At 64.0% G+C, this 21,710-nt stretch carries 21 protein-coding genes, 1 tRNA gene and 1 pseudogene; 16 read left to right on the plus strand and 7 right to left on the minus strand.

Going from position 1 to position 21,710, the window contains the following annotated elements; translation table 11 throughout:
• The 4 genes and pseudogenes from H2052_RS08020 to H2052_RS08035 all read left to right on the plus strand — a co-directional run.
• Positions 1 to 135, plus strand: a pseudogene (locus H2052_RS08020) (ABC transporter ATP-binding protein); the annotation flags it as partial.
• Positions 136 to 137: 2 nt separating this feature from the next.
• On the plus strand, positions 138 to 1,091 hold the full coding sequence (locus H2052_RS08025; RefSeq protein ID WP_293779944.1) for an MlaD family protein: 954 nt from the start codon (positions 138 to 140) through the stop codon (positions 1,089 to 1,091).
• A complete protein-coding gene (locus tag H2052_RS08030; protein ID WP_293779946.1) occupies positions 1,088 to 1,675 on the plus strand; it encodes an ABC-type transport auxiliary lipoprotein family protein in 588 nt (195 codons plus the stop codon). The genes H2052_RS08025 and H2052_RS08030 overlap by 4 nt, the downstream gene beginning before the upstream one ends.
• Before the next feature lie 71 nt (positions 1,676 to 1,746).
• Complete coding sequence (locus tag H2052_RS08035; RefSeq protein ID WP_293779948.1) at positions 1,747 to 3,225, plus strand: M48 family metalloprotease; 1,479 nt, start codon at positions 1,747 to 1,749, stop codon at positions 3,223 to 3,225.
• Positions 3,226 to 3,288: 63 nt separating this feature from the next.
• Here the strand turns inward: H2052_RS08035 and H2052_RS08040 are convergent, their stop codons facing one another.
• Together H2052_RS08040 and H2052_RS08045 are read right to left on the minus strand one after the other, a co-directional pair.
• The gene (locus H2052_RS08040) at positions 3,289 to 3,456 is read right to left on the minus strand and encodes a Flp family type IVb pilin (RefSeq protein ID WP_293779950.1); all 168 of its coding nucleotides are present in this window, start codon (positions 3,454 to 3,456) and stop codon (positions 3,289 to 3,291) included.
• Positions 3,457 to 3,657: 201 nt separating this feature from the next.
• Positions 3,658 to 3,831: a Flp family type IVb pilin gene (locus H2052_RS08045; RefSeq protein WP_121047157.1), complete on the minus strand. Its 174-nt coding sequence runs from the start codon at positions 3,829 to 3,831 to the stop codon at positions 3,658 to 3,660.
• A gap of 128 nt (positions 3,832 to 3,959) precedes the next feature.
• Here H2052_RS08045 and mutT point away from each other — a divergent pair, with 128 nt between their 5' ends.
• Positions 3,960 to 4,367: an 8-oxo-dGTP diphosphatase MutT gene (mutT, locus tag H2052_RS08050; protein ID WP_293779953.1), complete on the plus strand. Its 408-nt coding sequence runs from the start codon at positions 3,960 to 3,962 to the stop codon at positions 4,365 to 4,367.
• Here mutT and H2052_RS08055 read toward each other — a convergent pair.
• The gene (locus H2052_RS08055) at positions 4,360 to 5,151 is read right to left on the minus strand and encodes a class I SAM-dependent methyltransferase (RefSeq protein ID WP_293779955.1); all 792 of its coding nucleotides are present in this window, start codon (positions 5,149 to 5,151) and stop codon (positions 4,360 to 4,362) included. The two genes, mutT and H2052_RS08055, sit on opposite strands and share 8 nt — an antisense overlap.
• A 36-nt stretch (positions 5,152 to 5,187) precedes the next feature.
• Here H2052_RS08055 and H2052_RS08060 point away from each other — a divergent pair, with 36 nt between their 5' ends.
• From H2052_RS08060 to H2052_RS08100, 9 genes are all read left to right on the plus strand, one after another.
• The gene (locus H2052_RS08060; RefSeq protein WP_293779957.1) at positions 5,188 to 5,967 is read left to right on the plus strand and encodes a ComF family protein; all 780 of its coding nucleotides are present in this window, start codon (positions 5,188 to 5,190) and stop codon (positions 5,965 to 5,967) included.
• Between the two features lie 21 nt (positions 5,968 to 5,988).
• Positions 5,989 to 6,252, plus strand: coding sequence for a glutaredoxin 3 (gene grxC / locus H2052_RS08065; RefSeq protein WP_293779959.1), 264 nt, complete (start codon positions 5,989 to 5,991; stop codon positions 6,250 to 6,252).
• A 19-nt stretch (positions 6,253 to 6,271) separates the two neighbouring features.
• Entirely contained in the window at positions 6,272 to 7,096 is an 825-nt protein-coding gene (locus H2052_RS08070) for a carbon-nitrogen hydrolase family protein (protein ID WP_293779961.1), read from the plus strand.
• Positions 7,093 to 7,545 carry a DUF1178 family protein gene (locus H2052_RS08075; RefSeq protein WP_293779963.1) on the plus strand — a complete coding sequence of 151 codons (453 nt, stop codon included), beginning with the start codon at positions 7,093 to 7,095 and terminating at the stop codon, positions 7,543 to 7,545. Before H2052_RS08070 ends, H2052_RS08075 begins: the two co-directional genes overlap by 4 nt.
• Positions 7,546 to 7,583: 38 nt before the next feature.
• Positions 7,584 to 7,660 (plus strand) — tRNA-Arg (locus H2052_RS08080).
• 229 nt (positions 7,661 to 7,889) lie between these two features.
• Complete coding sequence (locus H2052_RS08085; protein WP_293779965.1) at positions 7,890 to 9,035, plus strand: hypothetical protein; 1,146 nt, start codon at positions 7,890 to 7,892, stop codon at positions 9,033 to 9,035.
• 66 nt (positions 9,036 to 9,101) lie between these two features.
• Entirely contained in the window at positions 9,102 to 9,431 is a 330-nt protein-coding gene (locus tag H2052_RS08090) for an SMR family transporter (RefSeq protein WP_293779967.1), read from the plus strand.
• A gap of 172 nt (positions 9,432 to 9,603) precedes the next feature.
• On the plus strand, positions 9,604 to 10,419 hold the full coding sequence (locus H2052_RS08095) for a THxN family PEP-CTERM protein (protein ID WP_293779969.1): 816 nt from the start codon (positions 9,604 to 9,606) through the stop codon (positions 10,417 to 10,419).
• A 244-nt stretch (positions 10,420 to 10,663) separates the two neighbouring features.
• A complete protein-coding gene (locus H2052_RS08100; protein WP_293779971.1) occupies positions 10,664 to 12,631 on the plus strand; it encodes a serine hydrolase domain-containing protein in 1,968 nt (655 codons plus the stop codon).
• Between the two features lie 46 nt (positions 12,632 to 12,677).
• Here H2052_RS08100 and H2052_RS08105 read toward each other — a convergent pair whose 3' ends face one another.
• Positions 12,678 to 14,156: an amidohydrolase family protein gene (locus H2052_RS08105; protein ID WP_293779973.1), complete on the minus strand. Its 1,479-nt coding sequence runs from the start codon at positions 14,154 to 14,156 to the stop codon at positions 12,678 to 12,680.
• A gap of 10 nt (positions 14,157 to 14,166) precedes the next feature.
• Positions 14,167 to 15,162: a class A beta-lactamase gene (gene bla, locus H2052_RS08110; protein ID WP_293779975.1), complete on the minus strand. Its 996-nt coding sequence runs from the start codon at positions 15,160 to 15,162 to the stop codon at positions 14,167 to 14,169.
• A gap of 243 nt (positions 15,163 to 15,405) precedes the next feature.
• Here bla and H2052_RS08115 point away from each other — a divergent pair, with 243 nt between their 5' ends.
• Entirely contained in the window at positions 15,406 to 16,887 is a 1,482-nt protein-coding gene (locus tag H2052_RS08115) for a serine hydrolase domain-containing protein (RefSeq protein ID WP_293779977.1), read from the plus strand.
• Between the two features lie 146 nt (positions 16,888 to 17,033).
• Complete coding sequence (locus H2052_RS08120; RefSeq protein WP_293779979.1) at positions 17,034 to 19,778, plus strand: TonB-dependent receptor; 2,745 nt, start codon at positions 17,034 to 17,036, stop codon at positions 19,776 to 19,778.
• 71 nt (positions 19,779 to 19,849) lie between these two features.
• On the opposite strand, the gene H2052_RS08125 is transcribed toward H2052_RS08120, so the two are convergent.
• Entirely contained in the window at positions 19,850 to 20,605 is a 756-nt protein-coding gene (locus tag H2052_RS08125; protein ID WP_293779981.1) for a GDSL-type esterase/lipase family protein, read from the minus strand.
• The gene (locus H2052_RS08130; protein ID WP_293779983.1) at positions 20,595 to 21,710 is read right to left on the minus strand and encodes a PepSY-associated TM helix domain-containing protein; all 1,116 of its coding nucleotides are present in this window, start codon (positions 21,708 to 21,710) and stop codon (positions 20,595 to 20,597) included. The genes H2052_RS08125 and H2052_RS08130 overlap by 11 nt, the downstream gene beginning before the upstream one ends.

Here is a 21,710-nt window from a genome sequence, read left to right on the forward strand (position 1 = left end):
GTGCTGGCGGACAAGCGCGTGCTGAAGGTGGGAACTATCGACGAACTTCTGGCTTTCGATCATCCGTGGGTTCAGGAGTATTTCCGCGGTCCGCGCGGGCGCGCCGCGCTTGCCAGCGCCGCAGCAGGGGGTTGAATTTGGAAACGAGAAGCAACCACGTTCTCGTCGGCGCCGTCGCGATCGCGCTGTTCATCGCCGCATTCCTGTTCATCCTGTGGATCGCGCGCGTCGACACATCGGACCGGCAGAAGTACGACATCTTCTTTGGCTCGGTTTCCGGCCTCGCGCGCGGCAGCGCGGTCAACTATTCGGGCGTTCCCGTCGGCACAGTTCAGGAAATCCGGCTGATGCCGGAAACGCCAAACTTCGTGCGCGTCCGCATCGAAATCGACGAGGGCGTACCGATCCTGCAGGGCACGGTCGCCACGATTTCGAGCGTCGGCTTCACAGGGGTTTCGATCGTCGAGCTGGAAGGCGCCATCAAGGGCGCGCCGGCGATCGACGAACCGGGGCCCTATGGCGCGCCTGTGATCCCGACGAAACCCGGCGCGCTCGGCCAGCTCCTCGATTCCGCGCCGCAGCTTCTTGAGCGGATCAGCACGCTCACCGCGCGGCTGAATGAGGTGCTGAGCCCGCAGAACCAAGATTCGATCGCGGGCATCCTCAAGAACGCGAATACGATCACCGCCGCCATCGCAAGCCGCGACGGCGACATCGCCGATACCGTGACGGAAATCCGCGCGACGATCGCGGAAACCCGGAAAACGGCGGCTGCGCTTGCCGTGCTTGCAGACAGCACCAGCAAGCTCGTCGATGCCGAAGGCAGGCCGCTCGTCGCCGATCTCCGCAAGACACTGCAACGCGCGGATTCGGCGCTCGGCGAGCTGGAGGCGACCTCGCGCGCAGCCCGCGCCGGCGCTGAGACCTTCAATGCGCAGACCCTGCCTGAAGTGAACCTTCTCGTCGGCGACCTGCGCGAAATGTCGCGTTCGCTCGGCGCCATCGCCGCCAAGCTCGACGAAGACCCGGCAGGCGCCCTCGTCGGCGGCCGCACGCTGCCGGAATACAAGCCCGACGGAGATGACCGATGAAACCGATCGCCCTATTCGCGGCGCTGATGATCGCCGGCTGCGGGCCGCTGGTTCAGATCGGCGGCACCGGAGACCCGCCGGACTCGCTGCTGACCATCCGCGCCGAAACCGGCGAACCCGCCGCCCTCACCGGCAAGCCGCTGCTGGTAACGGTGCCGAGCGCGCCCGGCGCACTGCGCACGCTGCGCATCCCGGTGACGACAGAGGCAACCGAGATCGCCTATCTTCAGAAGGCGAACTGGGTGGAGCAGCCCGTGGTGCTGTTCCAGCGCCTGCTCGGCGAGGTGGTGCAGGCGCGCACGGGCCGCCCGGTGATCGACGAGCGCAATGCCGATATCGCGGGCGCACACCGGCTTTCCGGCAGGCTGCTGGAGTTCGGGCTCGACGTGCGCGCCGCGCCGCAGGTCCGCGTGCGCTACGACGCCATATTGTCGGCACCGGGAACCGGCTATGTTGCGAGCCGCAGTTTCACAGCGACGCGGCCCGTCTCCGCCGAGACCGGCCCCGCCGTCTCCCGCGCGCTGAGCGATGCGGCGAACGAAGTCGCCGCGAGCGTGGGAGACTGGGCTGCGTCGCACCCGTAACGATACCCGGGAACCGGCGCGGCATGTCGCCGGTTTAGACGGGTGGCAGGTATTTGAGGGACAGAAGTCATATGAGAAAAGAAGCGCAGCAGGCCCTGGGGATCGCGGTGAGCACGATGGTGCTCGGCGCCTGCGTGACCGGGCCCGGAACGAGCGCGAACGCGCAGAAGCCGCGCCAGATCAGCGCCAGCGAACGCGCGCAGGCGGCGCAGGCGCATCCGGAAATCATGGCCGAGTTCGGTGGCGCCTACGAAGGCCCCGGCACGGCGATGGTGAAGCGCATCGGCAAGGAGGTCGCCGTCCGCTCCAACATCGCGGCGGCCGAAAACGAATGCACGGTGACGCTGCTCAACACCACGGTGGTCAACGCGTTCGCGATTCCAGGCTGCTACGTCTACATGACGCGCGGGCTGCTCTCGATCATGAACAGCGAAGCGGAGCTTGCCTCCGTGCTCGGCCACGAAGTCGGCCATGTCGATGCGCAGCATTCGAAGAAGCGTCAGAACGCCGCGCTCGGCAGCGGCATCGTCTCGATCCTCGCCACGGTGCTCACCGGCAGCAGCCAGATCGGCCAGCTGGCCGGGCAGCTCGGACAAGTCTGGACGATGAAATATTCGCGCGATCAGGAGTATCAGTCAGACGATCTCGGCATCCGCTACATGACCGCGGCGGGCTATGATCCCTTTGCGGCGGCCGAAATCCTGCAGTCGCTCGGCGATCAGCAGGCGCTGGAAACCCGCATCCGCGGCCAGAACGAGGCCGCGCAGATCCCTTCATGGGCGCGGAGCCATCCGCTGACCGCCGCGCGTGTCAAACGCGCCACGCAGAAGGCGGCGGCGACGGGCGTGAAACCCGGCCAGCTGAAGCGCGATGCGGCGGACTATTTCACCGCCGTCAACGGGATGCTCTACGGCGACGATCCGGCGCAGGGCTTCGTGGATGGTCACAAGTTCGCGCACCCGGTGCTGAAGATGGCCTTCGAAGTGCCGCAGGGCTATTACCTGAACAACGGCGCGGCGGCGGTGACGGCGACCGGCGGGCAGGCACAGATCCAGTTCAGCGGCGGCAAGCTTGGGGACGGCGACAGCCTCGATTCGTACATCTCCACGGTGTTCCAGGGCGTGCTCGGCAACAGCAAGGCGCAGTATACCGGCGTGCAGCGCACGACGATCAACGGGCTTGAGTCTGCGACCGCGACCGCGCGCGTCGCGACGCAAAACGGCAACCGCGATGTCAGCGTCGTCGCCTACCGCTTTGGCGGCGGCAGCGGCTATCACTTCATCTTCATCTCGCCCTCGAACGTCAACGTTTCGAACGTGGTGACGACCACGGCGCGCTCGTTCCGCAAGCTGACGGACGCGCAGGCCGCGGCGCTGCGCCAGCGGGTGATCCAGGTGGTGACCGTGAAGCCGGGCGACACGGCGGAGTCGATTTCCCGGCGCATGGCGTTCGATGACTACAAGCTCGAACGCTTCCTCGTGATGAACAACCGCGAGACGAACCCGACACTGCGCGCGGGTGAAAAAGTGAAGATCGTCGTGTTCGGCTGACAAACGAAAAGGGCGCCGGGTTTCCCCGACGCCCTGTTCGTTTCGCTTGCGCGAGATCGATGCTTAGGCGTTGGTCATCGCCGTCGCAGCGTTGTTCATCGTGCTGCTGATGGCATTGCCCAGCGCACCCATGGCGCCGATGGCAGCAACCGCGATGAGAGCAGCGATCAGACCGTATTCAATGGCCGTCGCGCCCTTCTCTTCCTTACGAAGCTTACGGAAAAACGACATTTCTTGTCTCCTATACCAAGTCCGTACGTACCGGTGTTCCTCTGTCCCCGTCCAAGAGGTCAGCAATGCATCACTATCGCATTGCTCTTGCCAATTGCTTAAAGCGGCTGGTGAAAATGCATTAACTTTCGAAGCGCTTGTTTCGGGTAAAAAAAAAACAGGCCCGAAGGCCTGTTCGTTTTGAAGCTATCGTCGCTATGGCTACGAACTGGATTTCACATTGTTCTCGATCTTGCCCCACATGTTGGTGAGGCCGTTACCGAAAGAATTGAATCCCGAGATGGCGCCGACGGCGATCAGCGCCGCGATAAGGCCGTACTCGATCGCTGTCGCACCTTCGGACTGGCGAACCAGTTTGCGGATGAATTCGGGCATTGGCCGCTACCTTCAGTTCAAACACAGATTCAGGGCTTGCACGTCCCTGTCGCTCCGTTCTAGCCCGCAGGCGTTAACAAATTCACACAAGCCGGACTAAGCACGGGGTTAACCAAATGAATCCCCAAATGAATCCACTACCGATCCGCATGGTCGTCGCCGCCGCGCTCATCGACCGCGACGGCCGCGTGCTGCTCGCCGAGCGCCCGGCCGGAAAGCACCTCGCCGGAACATGGGAGTTTCCCGGCGGCAAGGTGGAAGCGGGCGAAACGCCCGAAGCCGCGCTCATCCGCGAACTCCATGAGGAACTGGGCATCGCAACGGAAGCCTCGTGCCTTGCCCCGACCACGTTCGCCAGCCACGCGTATGAGCATTTTCACCTCGTGCTGATGCTCTATGTCTGCCGCAAGTGGCAGGGCACGCCGCACGGGCACGACGGCCAGCGCCTGCGGTGGGAGCGCGTAAACGACCTGTTCTCGATCGATATGCCGCCCGCCGACCGGCCGCTGATCGGCACGCTCGCAGCACTTATTTGAGCGGCGGTGCCCGCCCGGTCATCGTGACAATCTCGAGCTGGAGCGGATGCCGTCCGTCCGCCTCCGCAGCCGCCTCTGCCGCAATGTGAAACGCCGCCGCGTCGGCGCGCGAAAGCGGCTTGCGGCTTCGTGCGAGAAGAACATTGCCCTCCCCCATGCCGCGCGCGTCGACGAGCATCGACGCGGCACTGCGATACCGCACGACTTGCTGGTGCACGTCCACCACCGGCTCGACGAAGCCCGCGCGCTGCAGCAACCCCGGCGCCTCACGCGGATCGACCATCGGCAGAAACCGCGGCGAAACACCATCGTAGCGCGACATCTCGGCCGCGAGCAGACGTGCGCGCAGCGCTGCGAGCGACGCGCCGCCGACGAAGGCCGCAAGGAACACCCCGCCCGGCCTCAGCACCTGCCGGATCTGCACCAGCGCGCCGGGCAGGTCGTTGACGCCGTGCAGGCTGGCCGCCGACAGCACCGCATCGAAACTGTGAGGCGCGAACGGCAGGCGATCCTCGTCGCACATCACGCCGCGCGCGGTTTTTGCAAAACGAAACCCAGCGTCGGCGGCGACCATTTCGCTTTCGGGCAGCAGCGCGGCAAGGCGCCCATCGTGCGACCCGAGATCGAGAACGCGGGGAAACGATGATCCGAGTTCGGCAAGCCGCTCGGCGAGATCGGCGGCAAGCGCGTCTTTCAGGAACGCGAAGCGCGCAAAATCGGCCGCGGCGCGATCACGGGCGCGGCGGCGAGCAGCGCGGTCGAACGGTTCGATGGGGTCTGACATGCAGCGCCCTCTTGTCCGAGGGAGGCTGCAAGCGCAATGCCGGGCTGCTACGACATGTCGATGGAGAGGGCGGTTTTCCAGCTTCTGAAACGCACGAGCGCGGGTTTCGTGGACCTGCTGCTGCCGCCGCGCTGCCCTTCGTGCCGCGTGATCGTGGGCGAGGATGGCAGCTTCTGCGCGCCATGCTGGTCGCGCCTTGATTTCCTCACCGCGCCGATGTGCGCCTGCTGCGGCTTGCCGTTCCCCTATAGCGCAGGAGACGCTGCGCTTTGTGGCGCCTGCATGGAAACGCCGCCGCCGTTCGACCACGCCCGCGCCGCGCTCGCATATAACGGGGCGAGCGCTGGGCTCGTGCTGGCGCTGAAGCACGGCGACCGCACCGGGCTGGCACGCGTCATGGCGGGCATGATGGCCCGCGCCGCCGCGCCGATGCTCGTCGATCGGCCCCTCCTCGTGCCGGTGCCGCTGCACACGCGCCGCCTGCGCCTGCGCCGTTTCAACCAGGCTGCGCTGCTCGCGCACGCGCTCGCACGGCGCACCGGGCTCCGCGTGCTCGCAACCGCGCTCGCCCGCGTACGCGACACACCGATCAGCCGGGGCATGTCGCGGCGCCAGCGCGCAGAAAACGTACGGGGCGCGATCCGCGTCCGCGCAGCGGCGCGCATTCAGGGCGCGCATATCCTTCTGGTGGATGACGTGATGACGACCGGCGCCACGGCAGAGGCCTGTGCCCGCGTGCTTCGCCGCGCCGGGGCTGCGCGCATAGATATTGTAACTTTCGCCCGCGTCACCCATGATACTGTCGAACAGGGCTGAAAAGAGCCAAGGGATCGCAGTTTGTCCAAGATTGAAATCTACACGAAGTTCCTGTGCCCCTACTGCACGCGCGCGAAATCGCTGCTGAAAGCGAAGGGCGCTGCCTTCGAGGAAATCGACATTACCTTGTGCGGAGATCGCCGCGCCGAGATGATCCAGCGCGCGCACGGCCGCACTACCGTGCCGCAGATTTTCATCGGTGGGCGGCATATCGGCGGATCGGACGACCTCGCGCAGCTCGACGCTGACGGCAAGCTCGATCCGCTACTGGCACAAACCGCCTGAACGCCCCATATCCAGCCCCATGACGACACGTATCGCCATCGCCCAGATGACGTCCGGCACGGACTCCGCCGTCAACGCCGCCGCGCTTTCGGGCTATATCGAAGCCGCCGCAGCCGGCGGCGCGGCCATGCTGTTCACCCCTGAGATGTCGGGGATGCTGGACCGGAACACCGCGCGCCTGTTCGCCAATGCGCGCAGCGAGGAAGACGATGTCGCGCTCGCCGCCGTGCGCGCAGCGGCGCGGGAGGCAGGCATCTGGGTTGCGCTCGGCTCGCTCGCGCTGCGCGATGCCCGCTATGCCGACCGGCTCGTCAACCGCAGCCTTGTGATCGACGACAAGGGCGAGATTCGCGCGCGCTACGACAAGATGCACCTGTTCGATGTCGAGGCGGCGCCCGGCGAATATTACCGCGAATCCGCGAGCTTCGTGGCGGGCGCAGGCGTCGCGCTTGCCGAAACGCCGGTCGGCACGCTCGGCCTCGCCATATGCTACGACGTGCGCTTCCCGCGCCTGTTCGATGCGCTGAGCGGCGCCGGCGCCGAGGTCATCGCGCTTCCCGCCGCCTTCACGCGCCCCACAGGCCGCGCGCACTGGCACACGCTGCTGCGGGCGCGCGCCATCGAAACCGCATCGTTCGTGGTCGCCGCCGCGCAGACCGGGGAGCATGAGGACGGGCGATCCACCTACGGCCACGCGCTGGTGATCGACCCCTGGGGCGACATCCTCCTCGACGCGGGCGAAGAGCCTGGGCTCTACTTCGCCGAGATCGGTCTTGAACGCATCGCGGACGTGCGCCGCCGCATCCCCGTGCTCCAGCACCGCAGGGACATCGCCGCGCCGTGATCGTCTTCGACCTGAAATGCGCCGAGGCCCACGTCTTCGAAGCGTGGTTCGGCTCCTCGAGCGACTACGAGACGCAGAGAGAACGCGGCCTGCTTTCCTGCCCGCTGTGCGGCAATGCCGAGATCGCCAAGGCGGTGATGGCGCCCGCCGTGCCCGCCAAGGGCAACACGCGCGATGAAACGCGCCCTGTCCCCGTGGCGGGCGGCGAAGACATGCGGATCAAGCAGATGCTGGGCGCGCTCGCCGAGATGCAGAAGAGCATGATCGAGAGCAGCGAGTATGTCGGCGGCCGTTTCGCCGAGGAAGCGCGCGCGATCCATTACGGCGAAACCGACGCACGCGGCATTTACGGCGAAACGAGCGCGGACGAGGCGGCGCAGCTTCGCGATGAAGGCATAGAGGCGATGCCGCTGCTGTTCCCCATCCGCGCCGGCCGCACCGACGCTTGATATTTTCGCCCGCTACCGCCACTGATGCGCGCGTGAGTGCCCCCGTAGCTCAGCAGGATAGAGCGACGGTTTCCTAAACCGCAGGCCGGAGGTTCGAATCCTCTCGGGGGCACCAATTGTTGCTGTCCCTCTGACGCCCGCCATCCGGGTTTGACGCTTCCGATCCGGGGCGCGAAATTCCGCAGAATCGCGCGGCGGGGCAAGGAATACGACCAGTCGTTTTTTCAGAAGGACCGACCGAGTCTCGGAGCCGGAACCACATATGGGAATCGTCAGAAAACAAAGTTAGAGTTTGTTAACAAACGCCGGTCAATACTCTGGGTCAAAATACCAGATTTTCAGAGTTGAAGCAGGCAGGATTCGGGCCAGATAAAGGGCCGGATTCGATAATAATGATTTCGCGATCGGGTCAAAAAATGAACAGTCTGGGGCTAACGGAAAGCATCAATCCAAGTGAGGCCTTTGACGTTCATCAAAATCATGTAAACAATGAAAGTTACTCCGGAATTAACGTAAATTCCGATTTTCAGGATCGCTCCGAAAAATTTCAACCAGACAAAACAGAGCGACGCAAAAAAGCCCGGAGTTTCACAAAGTATTCGATTAGGCCGCTGAAAATCGGTGATATCGCCCGCGCCATGAAAATCGCGGCGGACAATTTCAGCGGTGAGGTCGGCCTCGTCGCACGCAGCTATCTTTGGCATTTCGCGCGCAAGGCCGGCTTCCCGCACCTCACATCTATGTGGGCGAAGTCGGAAGTCCACATCGAGGATGCAGGCGAAAGCGTGAAGCTGGATCTGCTGTCGTCATTCGTGCATGGGCGCGACGTCGCATGGATCGACCTTGCCTCTCAGCCTGAAGCCACTGTGGACCTCGCCATGGCGGCGATGCGCCGCTGGCCGCGTTGCCACCGCCTGCTGGTGGTTCGCATCGAGCGCGTTCACGCACCGCAATTCCTGGCCGCGGGCTTCCGCATCGCCGGCCATATTCCGGACGGGCATGGCGAGCATATCTATCTGTATGCCGAGCGGAAAAGGCTCATCGACCCGCTTCAGCCGGCCGTGCGGGTACGCTTCAGTGGTCGCCGCAGCGTCTCGTCGGACTGCGAGTTCAGCGTCGTGGAATGCAACGGCTCGATCATCGGCCTCACCGGCATCTACGAAACCGAATTCTGGCGCGACGTCACGTGGGGCGCCTGGGGCGCGATCGATCCGGCGCGCGCACGGCGGGACGCGGTGTTCGAAACGCTGCGCCTGACGGAAAACCGCGCCAAACAGAACGGCGCACGCTGGTTCTGCCTCGAAACATCCGATTGCGAAAAATACCGCCATGCCCGGCGCATCTACGAAATCTATGGCTTGCGCCCGCTGCTGACGATCCCGAACTTCTATCTGAACGACGATGGCAAGGCCGAGAAGTTCATCGTGTACGGCAAGCCGACCAGCGACGACATCGTGCGCGCGCCGACCATCGTGTCCGAAAGGGCTTGACGAGCGGCCCCGGCCTGCCTCCCTCTTCCGGCCCGGTTCGAGGATGAACGGCGGAGGACGGTTTTCATGCACTATTTTTATCTCGCAGGTGCCATTGTCGCCGAGACAATCGGCACCTCCGCGCTCAGCCAGACCGCCGGTTTCACCCGGCTGACGCCCACGCTTATCGTCCTCGTCAGCTTCGCGACGTCGTTTTATCTGATGTCGCTGGCCCTCCAGAGCATTCCCGTGGGCATCGCCTACGCGATCTGGGCGGGGGTCGGCATCGTGCTCATCACCTTCATCGGCTGGGCATTTCTGAAACAGACGCTCGACGCACCGGCCTTTGTGGGCATTGCCCTGATCCTTGCCGGGGTTGTCGTCTTGCGGCTCTTTTCCCGCGCCGCGGTACACTGAGTGCCGCCCGCGCGCGTCGTCGGAATTCTTTACAATTTTCGGAGCACCTTTTCTGAGGGCTGACGGCGAGAGCGCCTTAGCCTCGGGAAATTAACCCTTTCTTCACACGCCGCGTAAATGGCACGCGACTTGCTTCCCTGATTATCGGCTATCAGTTTTCAGGAGGCGTACAATGCGCAACAAGGTTCTCAACAAGGTTCTGCCCGCGATGGCACTCGTCGGCGCGGCCGGAATGTCGACGGCTGCGCAGGCAGCGCTCGTCAACACGTGGTCCTACGAAGTGACCTCGACTTTCTCCAACGCGGTTTTCGAAGCTTCGGGCACCGGCTCGCAGTCGGTCACCGACACGCGCGTCGAATGGGGTCCTTCGAGCGTGAAGAGCGCCATCGGCGTCACCGACACGCCAACCTCGGGTTTGATCGACACCAACGGCACGTGGAACCTCGCTGATCAGTATTATCACGAGAACAACACGCTGCCGGGCGGCACCAAGTCGCTGCTCAGCACCGACCTCTCGATCACGATCGCGCTGACCCCGTTCGATCCGGCCGGCGACCCGCTCGCCTCGCCCCTCGAGCGCACGTTCAACATTTCGTTCATCGAGACGCCGAACGCGGGTTCGGGCGGCATCTGCGCCGACGGCAATGCGGTTGGCGTGGGCCTCAACGGTGCCGGCTGCGCCGACATCTTCGTGCTCGAATTCGACTTCGGTCAGTTCGACTTCAGCTATGACGGCGCCGACTACTCGCTGTTCATCTTCGAAGATCCGGACTCGGCACCGACGCTCGGCTTCCTCTCCGACGAAGCTTGCGCTTCGGCCGGTGTGGCAGCGGGCTGCTTCGGCTTCCTGACGGCGGAAGCCGAAACGACCTTCGCGCAGTTCGTGCTGTCGATCGAAGGCCGCGAAGTTCCGGAGCCGGCCGCGCTTGCGCTCTTCGGTCTCGGCCTCGTCGGTCTCGGCGCCATGCGCCGCCGCAAGGCTGCCTAAGCCTCACAGCGTTTGAGTAACGAAAGAGACCCGGTTCAGGAGACTGAGCCGGGTCTTTTCGTATGTGCGGACGCTGTCGTTACCCATCGTCAGAATTGCCCGCTTCTCAATTCCTTGCCGTCACGTCCCAGTCGGGATTGACAATTTTCTATTTGGGATGATTTTATCCCTAATGGGAAAACGCCTGAGGATTGTTCGATCCATCCGATGGCATAGCATTTCGGCTTGAGGGGGGCGTGTGGTGATGATCGGGAAACATCTGAAGCTCGTATTGGGGCTCGTCGTGCTTGCCGCGCAAACGGCCGCGGCACCGGCTCCGGAAAATGGACCGTCACTGGTCACGCCGCCGGCACCTTCGGCCGGGGCGAATACGCAGGCGCTCACCAAGGCTGATGTCGATGCGTGGCTCGATGGCCTCATGCCCTATGCGCTCGCACGGGGTGCGGTGGCAGGTGCCGTCGTCGTCGTCGTGAAGGACGGCCAGGTGCTGACGCAGCGCGGCTACGGCTATTCAGATGTCGAGAAGCGCACTCCGGTCGATCCTGAAAAGACGCTGTTCCGTCCGGGCTCGGTATCGAAGCTGTTCACGTGGACGGCGGTGATGCAGCTTGTTCAGGAGGGCAAGCTCGACCTCGACACCGATGTGAACACCTACCTCGACTTCAAGATCCCGCCGCGCGACGGCAAGCCCATCACGCTGCGCAACATCATGACGCACACCTCGGGCTTCGAGGAGTCGATACGCAAGCTGATCTCCGACGAGACGGAAACACCCGCACCGCTCGGCGCGGTGTTAAAGCGCTGGGTGCCGAACCGCATCTTCGCGCCCGGCACGACGCCAGCCTATTCGAACTACGCGACCGGACTTGCCGGCTACATCGTCGAGCGCGTGTCGGGAATGCCGTTCGACGACTACATCGACCAGCGCATCCTCATGCCGCTCGGCATGACCCATTCGACATTCCGTCAGCCGCTGCCGGCATCCCTGAAACCGCTGATGTCCCAAAGCTATCGGACGGCTTCGGGCAAGGCGATGCCCTTCGAGGTGGTCGAACCCGCCCCCGCGGGCAGCCTTTCGGCGAGCGGCGCGGACATGGGCAAGTTCATGATCGCGCATCTCGCGAACGGCAGGCCGCTGCTCTCGCCCGAAACCGCGAAGACGATGCACACCACCTTCCTCGACATGATCCCGCCGCTCAACCGCATGGCGCTCGGCTTTTACGAGCAGAACCAGAACGGCTATCGCATCATCGGCCACAACGGCGGAACGCAGCGCTTCTTCACCTACCTCTGGCTGCTGATCGACCAAAACGTGGGCGTTTATATCTCGCTCAACAGTGTCGGTAAGGACGGCGCACCGAGCGCCATTCACAACGCGCTCATCACCGGCTTCATGGACCGCTATTTCCCCGGCACGCCCAAAGACGGCACGGTGGATGCGAAGACGGCTGCCGCGCATGCCCGAATGATGGCGGGGCACTACATCGCGAGCCGCCGCTCCGACTCCAGCTTCATGCGGACCGGCGCGCTCGCCTCTCAGATGGCCGTGACCGTGGGTCCGGACGGTGGATTGCTGGTCCCCAACTTCAAGACACCGGGCGGCGAACCCCGCGAATGGAAGGAGATCGCGCCCTTCGTGTGGCGCGAGGTCGGCGGCAAGCAGCGGCTCGCGGCCAAGGTCGTGGACGGCAAGGTCCAGCGTTTCAGCATCGATGCCGGTTCGGCAGCGGTCGTGTTCGAGCCCACGCCCTGGCACGCGAACGCGGCATGGCTGAACCCCGCCATGATATTCGCCGTGATCGTGCTGCTGCTGACGGCGCTGTCATGGCCCGCCGGTGCGATCGCCCGGCGCATCTACGGCGCTTCCCTTGCGCTGACCGGCCGGGCACGGCTGCGCTATCACCTGGTGCGCGGCGGCGCGGTGCTCGTCCTCTCCGTCTGCGCCGGCTGGCTCTTCATCTTCAGCGCGATGATGCAGCAGGGCTTTACCGCCATCAACGGCAGGTACGATTGGCTGGTCATGCTGCTGCAGACCGCCGGCCTGATCGGCTTCATCGGTTTTCTGGGGCTCGCGCTCTGGAATGCATGGAATGCCTGGACCGAGGGGCGCTGGGCGTCTCGCCTGTGGAGCGTTGCACTCCTCGCCGCCGCAGGCATCATGCTCTGGGCAGCGGCGACGTTCGGACTGCTGGACTACGGCCTCAACTACTGATCGAGAAGAAACGGGGGACACTGCATAGCGCCCCCCCCCATTTTGTTCAGCGCCCCTTGCCCGTTCCGAGGATCGCCTCGCCTGGGAAGACCTTCGCTGCCAATTTGCCGCCATCGACCACGGGGGTGCCGTTCACCAGAACGTAGCGAATGCCGCGCGAGGCCTGCATGGGCTTTTCGAACGTGGCAAGATCGGCCACGGTCGCCGGATCGAACAGCGTGAGGTCCGCGTCGGCGCCTACCGACACACGGCCCTTCTTCGCCATCTGCGGGGAAATCCCCTCAAGCCGCTGCGCCGGCATGATCGTCATCTTGCGGAGCGCCGCCATCAGATCGAGCGTACCGCGTTCACGCACATAGCGGCCGAGCACGCGCGCATATGTGCCCGCACCGCGCGGATGCTCGCCGGACGTGACCCACGGCATACCGTCGGACGCGATCGAGATCGCGGGTTCGGCAATGATCTGATCGACGACGTCCTCCGGGATCATATGCACGACCACCGCCGCGCCCGGCTGTTCGCGCCGATAGCGTTCGAACGTCTCCTGCGTCAGCCGCTCGCCGGTCGCAGGCCATTGGAGGTCGCCATAGCTGATGCCCGAGCGCTCCTGCCATCCATCACGGAAGAACTCCGATCCGATCGCCGTGCTGCCCGCCGTATACGGGTAGGCTTCCGACGTGATGTCGAGACCACGTGCCTGCGCCCGCTTCACCATGTCGATCAGGATCGGCGTGTCCTTGAGGCCTGTGGAATGCAGATGCACGATCTGCAGCGGCGCGCCGGTGACGGCGGCATTCGCAATCACCTCCTGCGCCACCGCGATCGGCACACCCGGCGCCGGATCGAGCGGGCGGCTGCGCACGTGGACGAAAACCGGCGCACGCTTTGCCGCGGCCGCCTTGAAGATGTCGTAGATTTCGCTGCGCCCCGCGCCCGGCGTGTATTCGATGCCGAGCCCATAGCCGAGCGCACCATCGGCAACCTCGCGATCGAGCGCCGCGACAATCGCCTTTTGCTGTTCGGGTGTCGCGGAGGCCGTATAAGCCTTGCGATCGGCAACCGTCGCTCCGTTGGCTGCGCCGTGGCCTTTGCACGGCGCCGACGCGATCACTTCCATGCGTGCACACTGATGCGATGCGGTCGCGCCGTAATTGATGAGCGCCCGACCTTTCAGTGCACCGACGAACGCCTGCACCGGCATCGCGCCGCCTTCGGCATCGATCGCGGTCGTCACGCCGTCCAGCACCTGAAACTGCTGGCCCTTGTCGTGCTGGCCGTGTGCATGGAGATCGACGAAGCCCGGCGCAACAACAAGCCCGCGCGCGTCGATCTTGCGCTTGCCCTTGAGCGGCGCCGCCGAGATTTCGGCGATACGGTTGCCGGTGATGCCGACATTGGCGATCTCGTCGCGTCCGCTCGCGGGGTCCATCACCCGCCCGCCGGAAATCACGACGTCATACGTCTCCGCAAGCGCCGGCGCGGCGAGCGCGGCAAGCGCAGTCGCCAGGAACAGTGCAGTTTTCATTTAGCCCTCCTCAATTCGTGAATAAGAAATAGTCGCGCACCGTGCGCGCGATCTCGGCGATGGCGCGTTCCCGGTCGGCAACCGGCGCCGCGCTCGCCTTAACATAAGCGGCGATCACGACCCCCGTGCCGTCGGGAAGGCTCACCGTGCCGACGTCGTTCACCGTTCCGCCGATGGTGCCCGTCTTGTGGGCAACCGTGGTGCCGGGGGGCATCTGGCCCGGCAGACGCGCCGTGCCGGTGCGGCAACGCTCCATGATCGCGATGAACGCTTTGGTGCTTTCAGGCGAGAGCGCCTTTCCGGCGAACATGCGCGTGAGCAGCGTGGCCATTGCCGCCGGGCTCGCCGTGTCCTTGGGATCGGCATCGAACGCAGCATCGGGCATCTCGCCCTTGGTCAGAATAGACGGATCGGCCTTCGCCGCCGTGTCGAACGCCTCTGTCAGCGGACCTTCGCCAAGCCGGAAAAAATCGCGCAGCAGCCGGTTCGTATCCCGATCGACGCGCATCGCGTCCACACCCTGCGCACGCACCCACGCCGTCACCGCCGCCGGCCCGCCCGCGGCCTTCATCAGCACATCGGTCGCCGTGTTGTCGCTCTGCGTCAGCATCACTTCGAGCAGGTTGTGGACCGACAGGCTGACGCCCGGATGGATGAAGCGATCGGCGATCACTTCTGACGGCGACATCATGTCCTGCGGTACATCGAGCATCTGGTCGAGGCGGAGCTCGCCCTTATCGACCATGTCGAGGATCTTGCCCGCAAGCGGCACCTTGTACGTGCTCGCCATCGGGAATGCCGCGTCCGCGTTCAGCAGCACGCGCGGTCCCTTGCCGTCGAGCCGCCACGCCGCGATGCCTACGACACCGCCTGCGCCCGCGGCGAGCCGGGTCACTTCCGAATCCAAAATCTTCGTCGTTGCTGGCGCCGCCGCAGCGGGCTCGCCCACGCTCAATGCAGCAAAAACCAGCGGCAAACAGAGCCAGCGCATGGCGTTCCGTTTCATCATTCCCTCCCTCGTTGGAATTTGAAGGCCGCAGTCTTGGCGCGGCTAATTCTCCATACAGGACAATGAGAGCAAATTTCCTCAATTGCAACACGAGATGCGTATCTCATTATGTAGTTGAAAAACTGTAATTAAATTTATTTCCGAAAAAGCACGTATGCTTTTTGACAATCCCAATTTGAAAATATCATCCTGATATGTCAAAATTCTGGAACATAACGTTGGGAAGGGAGAGTCGGGGTGATGCGCGAACGCAATCGGTCCGCGGCAATGCGGCGTGTTTTCGGCGGGGCGGCACTTGCGCTGGCGCTCCTGGCAACCACGCCCTCCGCAGCAGCACCGGCTACATCCGTCGCGAGCGTCGATCCGGCGCGCCTTGCCGGGCTTCCAGAATTCATCGACGGCGTGATGGCGCAGCAGATCGCCACGCGGGAGGTGGCGGGCGCCGTCGTCACCGTGGTCTCTGGTGGAAAGATCGTTTTCAGCAAAGGCTACGGCTACGCCGACATCGACCGGAAGATACCGGTGGATGGCGACAAGACGCTGTTTCGCCCCGGGTCTGTCTCCAAGCTGTTCACGTGGACCGCGCTTATGCAGCAGGTCGAAAAGGGGCGTGTGAAGTTGGGCGACGACGTCAACAAATACCTCGACTTCAAGATTCCCGCCACATACGCCAAGCCGATCCTCGTTCGGGACCTTCTCACCCACGCGCCCGGTCTTGAAGACAGGGGCGGCATCACGGTGGAGAGCCCGGCCGGTTTCATTCCGCTCGGCACGTTCCTGAAGGACAACATCCCCGCCCGCGTCCGCGACTCGGGCGTCGAAAGCTCCTACTCCAACTACGGCTCGGCGATTGCAGGCTACATCGTAGAGCGCGTTTCGGGCGAAGCCTTCCCGGACTATATCGACCGCCACATCTTCGGCCCGCTCGGCATGACAAGCGCGACCTTCCGCGAGCCGCTGACGGGCACGCGTGCCAAGAATATGGCGCTCGGCTACGAGCTCAAGGACGGCCGCTTCGTCGCCAAGCCCTTCGAGCTTTATGGGAACATCATGCCCGCTGGCTCCGCCTCTGCGACGGGGCCCGACATGGCGCGCTTCATGCTCGCGCACCTCGGCGACGGCGCGCTTGGCGAGGCGCGTATCCTGAAGCCGGAAACCATGAAGCTGATGCGCGAAACGCTGCACAAGAATGCGCCGTCCCTGCCGGGCATGGCGCATGGCTACATGGTCGTGCGCGAGACGGGACCGCGCCTTGTCGGCCATGGCGGCAACACCGCCGATTTCCACTCGTTCATGGTCCTCGCCCCCGAGGCAGACTTTGGCTTCTTCGTGTCCACGACAGGCGGCCAGGGAAGCTACGGTGCCCGCACGGAACTGCAGAACGCCATTATCGGCCGCGTTTTCCCGGAAAGCCCGGCCCCGCGCTGGACCGGCACATCCACCCCCGTTGTCGGCGCCTATCGCACCAACCGCCGCACCTACAGCGATCCGCCGCAGCCCGCGTTCGACATCAAGGTCAGCGCCTCGGGGCCGCACGGACTCGTCGTGGAGAATCGCGGCAACAAGACCTATTGGGAACAGATCGGACCGCAGCTCTACGAGCAGGTCACGGCAGCGCGCGACGGCGGCCCGTACGAAAAGCTGGAATTCTACGGCCCGGAAAGCGACCGCAAGATGTCGTTCTCCTCACAACCGCACGTTCTCTATCGTGTTGTTAAATAGCAACCCACATAGAAAAATATTGTCCCATTTGGGATATCAATGTGGACAATTGAAATTTTTTGGTTGATTTTCCAGTTCTGAAACAGACGCTCGCGCCGACGCGACGAGTGCGATTTTCTTCACAAGCACGTCAAGAGGGGACTGTCATGACCATGCCTGTTATCCGTTCATCTGCCCGCATCGCGTCGGCAAGCGCACTCGCCCTCGGCGTCGCGCTCGCCTTTTCCAGCCCGGCCTTTGCGCAGGAAGCCGCGGAAACCACTGCGGCAGAAAATTCCGATGTCATCGTGATCACCGGTTCGCGCATCAGCACCGTCGGCTTCGACGCCCCGACGCCGACCACGGTCGTGAGCGCGGCCGACCTGAAGGTCGCCGGCCGCACGGACATTCAGGCGACACTCGCCGACCTGCCCCAGTTCCGCATGACACAGAGCGCGACCTCGACGAATACCGTCACCTCGTCGGGCCAGTCCCCTGCCGACCTCCGCGGTCTCGGCGCGGCACGCACGCTGGTACTGATCAATGGCCGTCGCCATGTCAGCTCGAACGACCTGCAGACGATTCCATATTCGCTCGTGAAGAGCATCGACATCGTCACCGGCGGCGCCTCGGCGGCTTACGGCTCGGATGCCGTCGCGGGTGTCGTGAACATCATGCTCGACAACAAGCGTGAGGGCTTTGAGCTCGGTGCGCAGACCGGCATCTCTTCGCGCGGCGACGGTGCGAAATATCTGCTCGAAGGATCGGCGGGCTTCAGCTTCGCCGATGGGCGCGGCCACTTCATCGTCGGCGGCGACTATCTGAACGACAAAGGCGTCATACCCGGCACCTCGCGGCCGCTCATCGGCGCGGCGGCCTTCTTCCCGGGTGCCGACGGCAAGCTCTACCCGACCAACAAGCTGCGTGAATCGAACCGCCACGAAAACGGCCTCATCACGTCCGGCGTTCTGGCCGGTCAGGTTTTCAATAACGACGGCACGCTTCGTCCCTTTGAATACGGCACCCGCCGTGCCGGCGCTCCGACGCTCATGATCGGCGGCGAAGGCTACCACATCGATAACTACCGGTCGCTCTCGGCACCGATCCAGCGCGCCAACGTACTCGCCCGCGCGAGCTACGACCTTACCGATACTCTCAATGTCTGGGTTGAGGGCAACTACAACCGCGTGTGGGACGAACGTCCGTTCTTCCCTGATCTCTGGATCAACCAGCTCACGATCTCGGCTGAGAACCCCTATCTCAGCCCCGCGATCCGCAACCAACTCGCAACCGCAGGCGAGACCTCCTTCACCATGGGCCGCGCCGTCACGGACGTTGCCATGGCACACTATGACTATACGCGCGAAACCTATCAGGTCTCGATCGGCGTCGACGGCAGCTTTGGCGGCGGCAAGTGGCGTTACAACGCCTTTTATAGCCACGGTGAACAAACACAGGATCAGAAGCTGAAGGATATCACGCTGCGTCAGAACTTTCTGAACGCGCTTGATGCGGTCACAGGTCCGGGTGGCACACCAGTTTGCCGTGTCGCCCTCACCGACCCGACAACCGCTTGCCGTCCCCTCAATCTGTTCGGTTCCGGCAATTCTGATCAGGCGGCGGTCGACTATGTAACAGCCGATTGGAACGCTTACACCACCACTTGGCTTGACAATATGGGCGTCAGCATCAGTGGCGAGCCATTCGAACTCTGGAATGAGCCCGTCTCGGTCGCGGCAGGCATCGAGTATCGCGAGCAGGCCTTCAGCACGAAATACGATGATAACTCGCTGGCCGGCCGTTTCGGCACCATCAACGGCCAGAACATCCCGAAAACCGGCAATAACGTGAAGGAAGCTTTTGCCGAGGTCGCGATCCCGCTGCTCGCCGATCTACCGTTCGTACAGAAGCTGATGTTCAACGGTGCGGCCCGCGTTTCCGACTATAGCACCAAAGGCTCGATCTGGTCGTGGAAGGTCGGCGCAGTCTGGGACATCAACGACAGCATCAAGCTGCGCGTCACGCGTTCACGTGACATTCGTGCCGCAAATCTCACCGAAATGTTCAGCCTGCGCTCAACGCTGTTCACGACGGTTGTGGACGAGGGCATTCCTACGACCCGTCCAACCACGAGCATCATCCTCTACACGGGTGGTAATCCTGACGTTGCGCCTGAAATTGCAGACACGCTCACGTTCGGCGTAGCACTCTCGCCGAGCTTCTTGCCCGGTTTCCGCTTCTCAGCGGACTACTACGACATCAAGATCAACGACGTTATTACCACGCTGACAGCCCAGCAGATCGTTAACAGTTGCTATCTGCAGGGGAATACTGGCGCCTGTGCTCAGATCGTCCGCAACGGATCGGGCGCAATCTCGGAGATCAATGCTGCGTACATCAACGTCGCCAAGTTCACGAACAAGGGCATCGATTTCGAGGCGAGCTATCAGACCAGCCTCGACAGCATCGGCCTGCCCGGCCAGCTGAACATTCGCGGCCTTGCAAACTATGTCGACAGCCTTGCCGTCGACAACGGCATCCTCACGATCGAGGGCGCGGGATATCTTGGCTCGCAGGCGACGTACCTGATCCCGAAGTGGCGTGGCACGCTCAGCGCCACGTATGAAAGCGACCGCTTCGGTGCCGATGTCCGCACGCGTTATGTCGATGGCGGAGGCTATGCGCCGGCCAACGTCCTCGCCGGCCAAGGCGACAGCGTCGGCATCTCCAGCCGCTGGTATTTCGACCTCGGCGCTCGCCTTTACATCCCGTACGGCGATGGCAAGAAGTTCACGGTTTACGGCAACGTCCAGAACCTCTTCGACCGCGCTCCGGCGGTGGCTGCGGTCAGCTCACCGTATCACGATCTGATCGGGCGCTACTTCACGGTCGGAGCCCGCATCAACTTCTAGTTTCCCCCGGGGTCAGCACCGGAAAGCCCGCGGATCGTTCCCCCGATCCGCGGGCTTCTTTTTTTGTCGCGCTATCGAACGCCGGCGGCCCTCACCGCATCGGCGAGAATCGGGTGCATCAGGCCGTAGCCGTCGGCGTTGGGGTGTAGTCCGTCGTCGCTGAGATCGCGGCGCAGTTGGCCATCGACATCGCCAAGCGCATCATAGTCAGCGAACGCGTAGCCGCGCGCCTTCGCGAACGTCCGCAGCCATGCATTCGCCGCACGCCGCGTTTCCGGATCGCGACGGCCGCCATCGCGCACGGCGTCGAATGGCGGAATGCTGCCGAGCACGACGCGGATGCCGCGCGCATCTGCAATGTCCGCCATCGCAGTCACGTTGCTGGCGAGCCGCGCAAGGATGGCCGCCCTCGCGTCGCCATGGCTTCCGGCATGGACCCGAAGATCGTTCGTGCCCGCGAGGATCACGACGACGGCGGGCGAGAGTGCCACCACATCATCCTCGAAGCGGAGCAGCATCTGGCTGCTGTTCTGCCCCGGGATGCCGCGATTGACCCAGGTCGCGGCGCCGAGCCGGGGCAGCATCGCGGGCGTCCAATGATAGGTGATCGAATCGCCCATCAGCACGACGCGCGGCTCCGCAACGGGCGATGCCCGAAGCGCCGCGTTGGCGGAGGCATAGACGCCGGTGCCCGCGATATCGCCCTGCTGCATCATCCACTTCGCAGCGAAATCCTGCACGGTCATCGATGCGACCGGGTTGGGCTCCGCATGGGCGGATACGGCGAGGATCGCCGAGATGGCGATGATACAGCCGCTAGGCCGCATTTCGAACGACGCGGCTTTCCGCTTTCGCGCGCCGCGCACGTTTCTGGCGGCGCGCCGAGAACCAGAGCCACACACCGCTGCCCGCGAAGAACACGAGCGAGAGACCCGCCGCAAGCACGACGAGGCGGCCGACAAACCCACCCGCCTTGCCGGTGTGGATCGTGAACAGCCAGTCGTAGGCGGTATTCATCGGCGGCAGCGCGGCGGGCTCGTAGCGGCCGAGTTCGACGCCTTCGTAGGCGTTGTAGAAATATTGGCGTGTCGCGTTCGGACGGCGGGAGGCTTCATCCTGAAAATAAAGCGCGACGACCTGCCCCGAAGCGCCCGAGAAGCGCACTTCGCGCAGCGGCAGCGGCCCATGCCGGCCACGCGCGTCGGCGATCAGCGTATCGACCGGCAGCAGCGGGGCTTGCGACAGCGCGACCTCGAACTTGGGGCGCGGCACGACGGGCAGATAGGCCTGCAACGCCGCGCGATGGATGAGGAGCGCGCCCGTGGTGCCGGACATCACCAGCACGATGCCAATCGCCGCACCGATCGCGCGGTGCGCGGTGCGGACCGTGCGGTCCGCGCCCTGCCCTGTAAGGATACGGAAGCCGGATTTCAGCCGGCGGCGCCCCGGCCACCAGATGATGATACCGAACACGGCAAGGAAGATGAGCGCGACGCCTTCGATGGTGACGATGATTTCGCCCGTCTTCCCTGCAAGCAGCGTATCGTGGAGGTGAAACAGCCATTCGGCGGGCCACGCGCCATAGCTGCCCGCGCGCACGATCTCGCCGCTGTAGGGATCGACGGCGACGATCCACGGCGCATCGTTTTCAAGCCTCAGGAAAGCCGTTGCCGCGCGCGTGGGATCGTTGGAAACCTTGATGCGCTGTAGCTTGGCTTGCGGCGCGGACTCGCGAACCGTATCGGCAATCCCCTGCATGGAGGCCCGCGTTTCCGCCGGTGCCACCACGAGCGCTGGGTGAAGGATACCCTCGATCTCCTCCCGGAAGACCAGAAGCGTGCCCGTCAGACCCTGCACGAGCAGCAGCGCCGCGAAGGCGAGGCCGACCCAGCGGTGAAGTTTCAGCAGCGTGGTGCGCGCTCCGGGCGTCAT

Source organism: Sphingosinicella sp., assembly GCF_013911755.1.
Classification (GTDB): Bacteria; Pseudomonadota; Alphaproteobacteria; order Sphingomonadales; family Sphingomonadaceae; genus Sphingosinicella.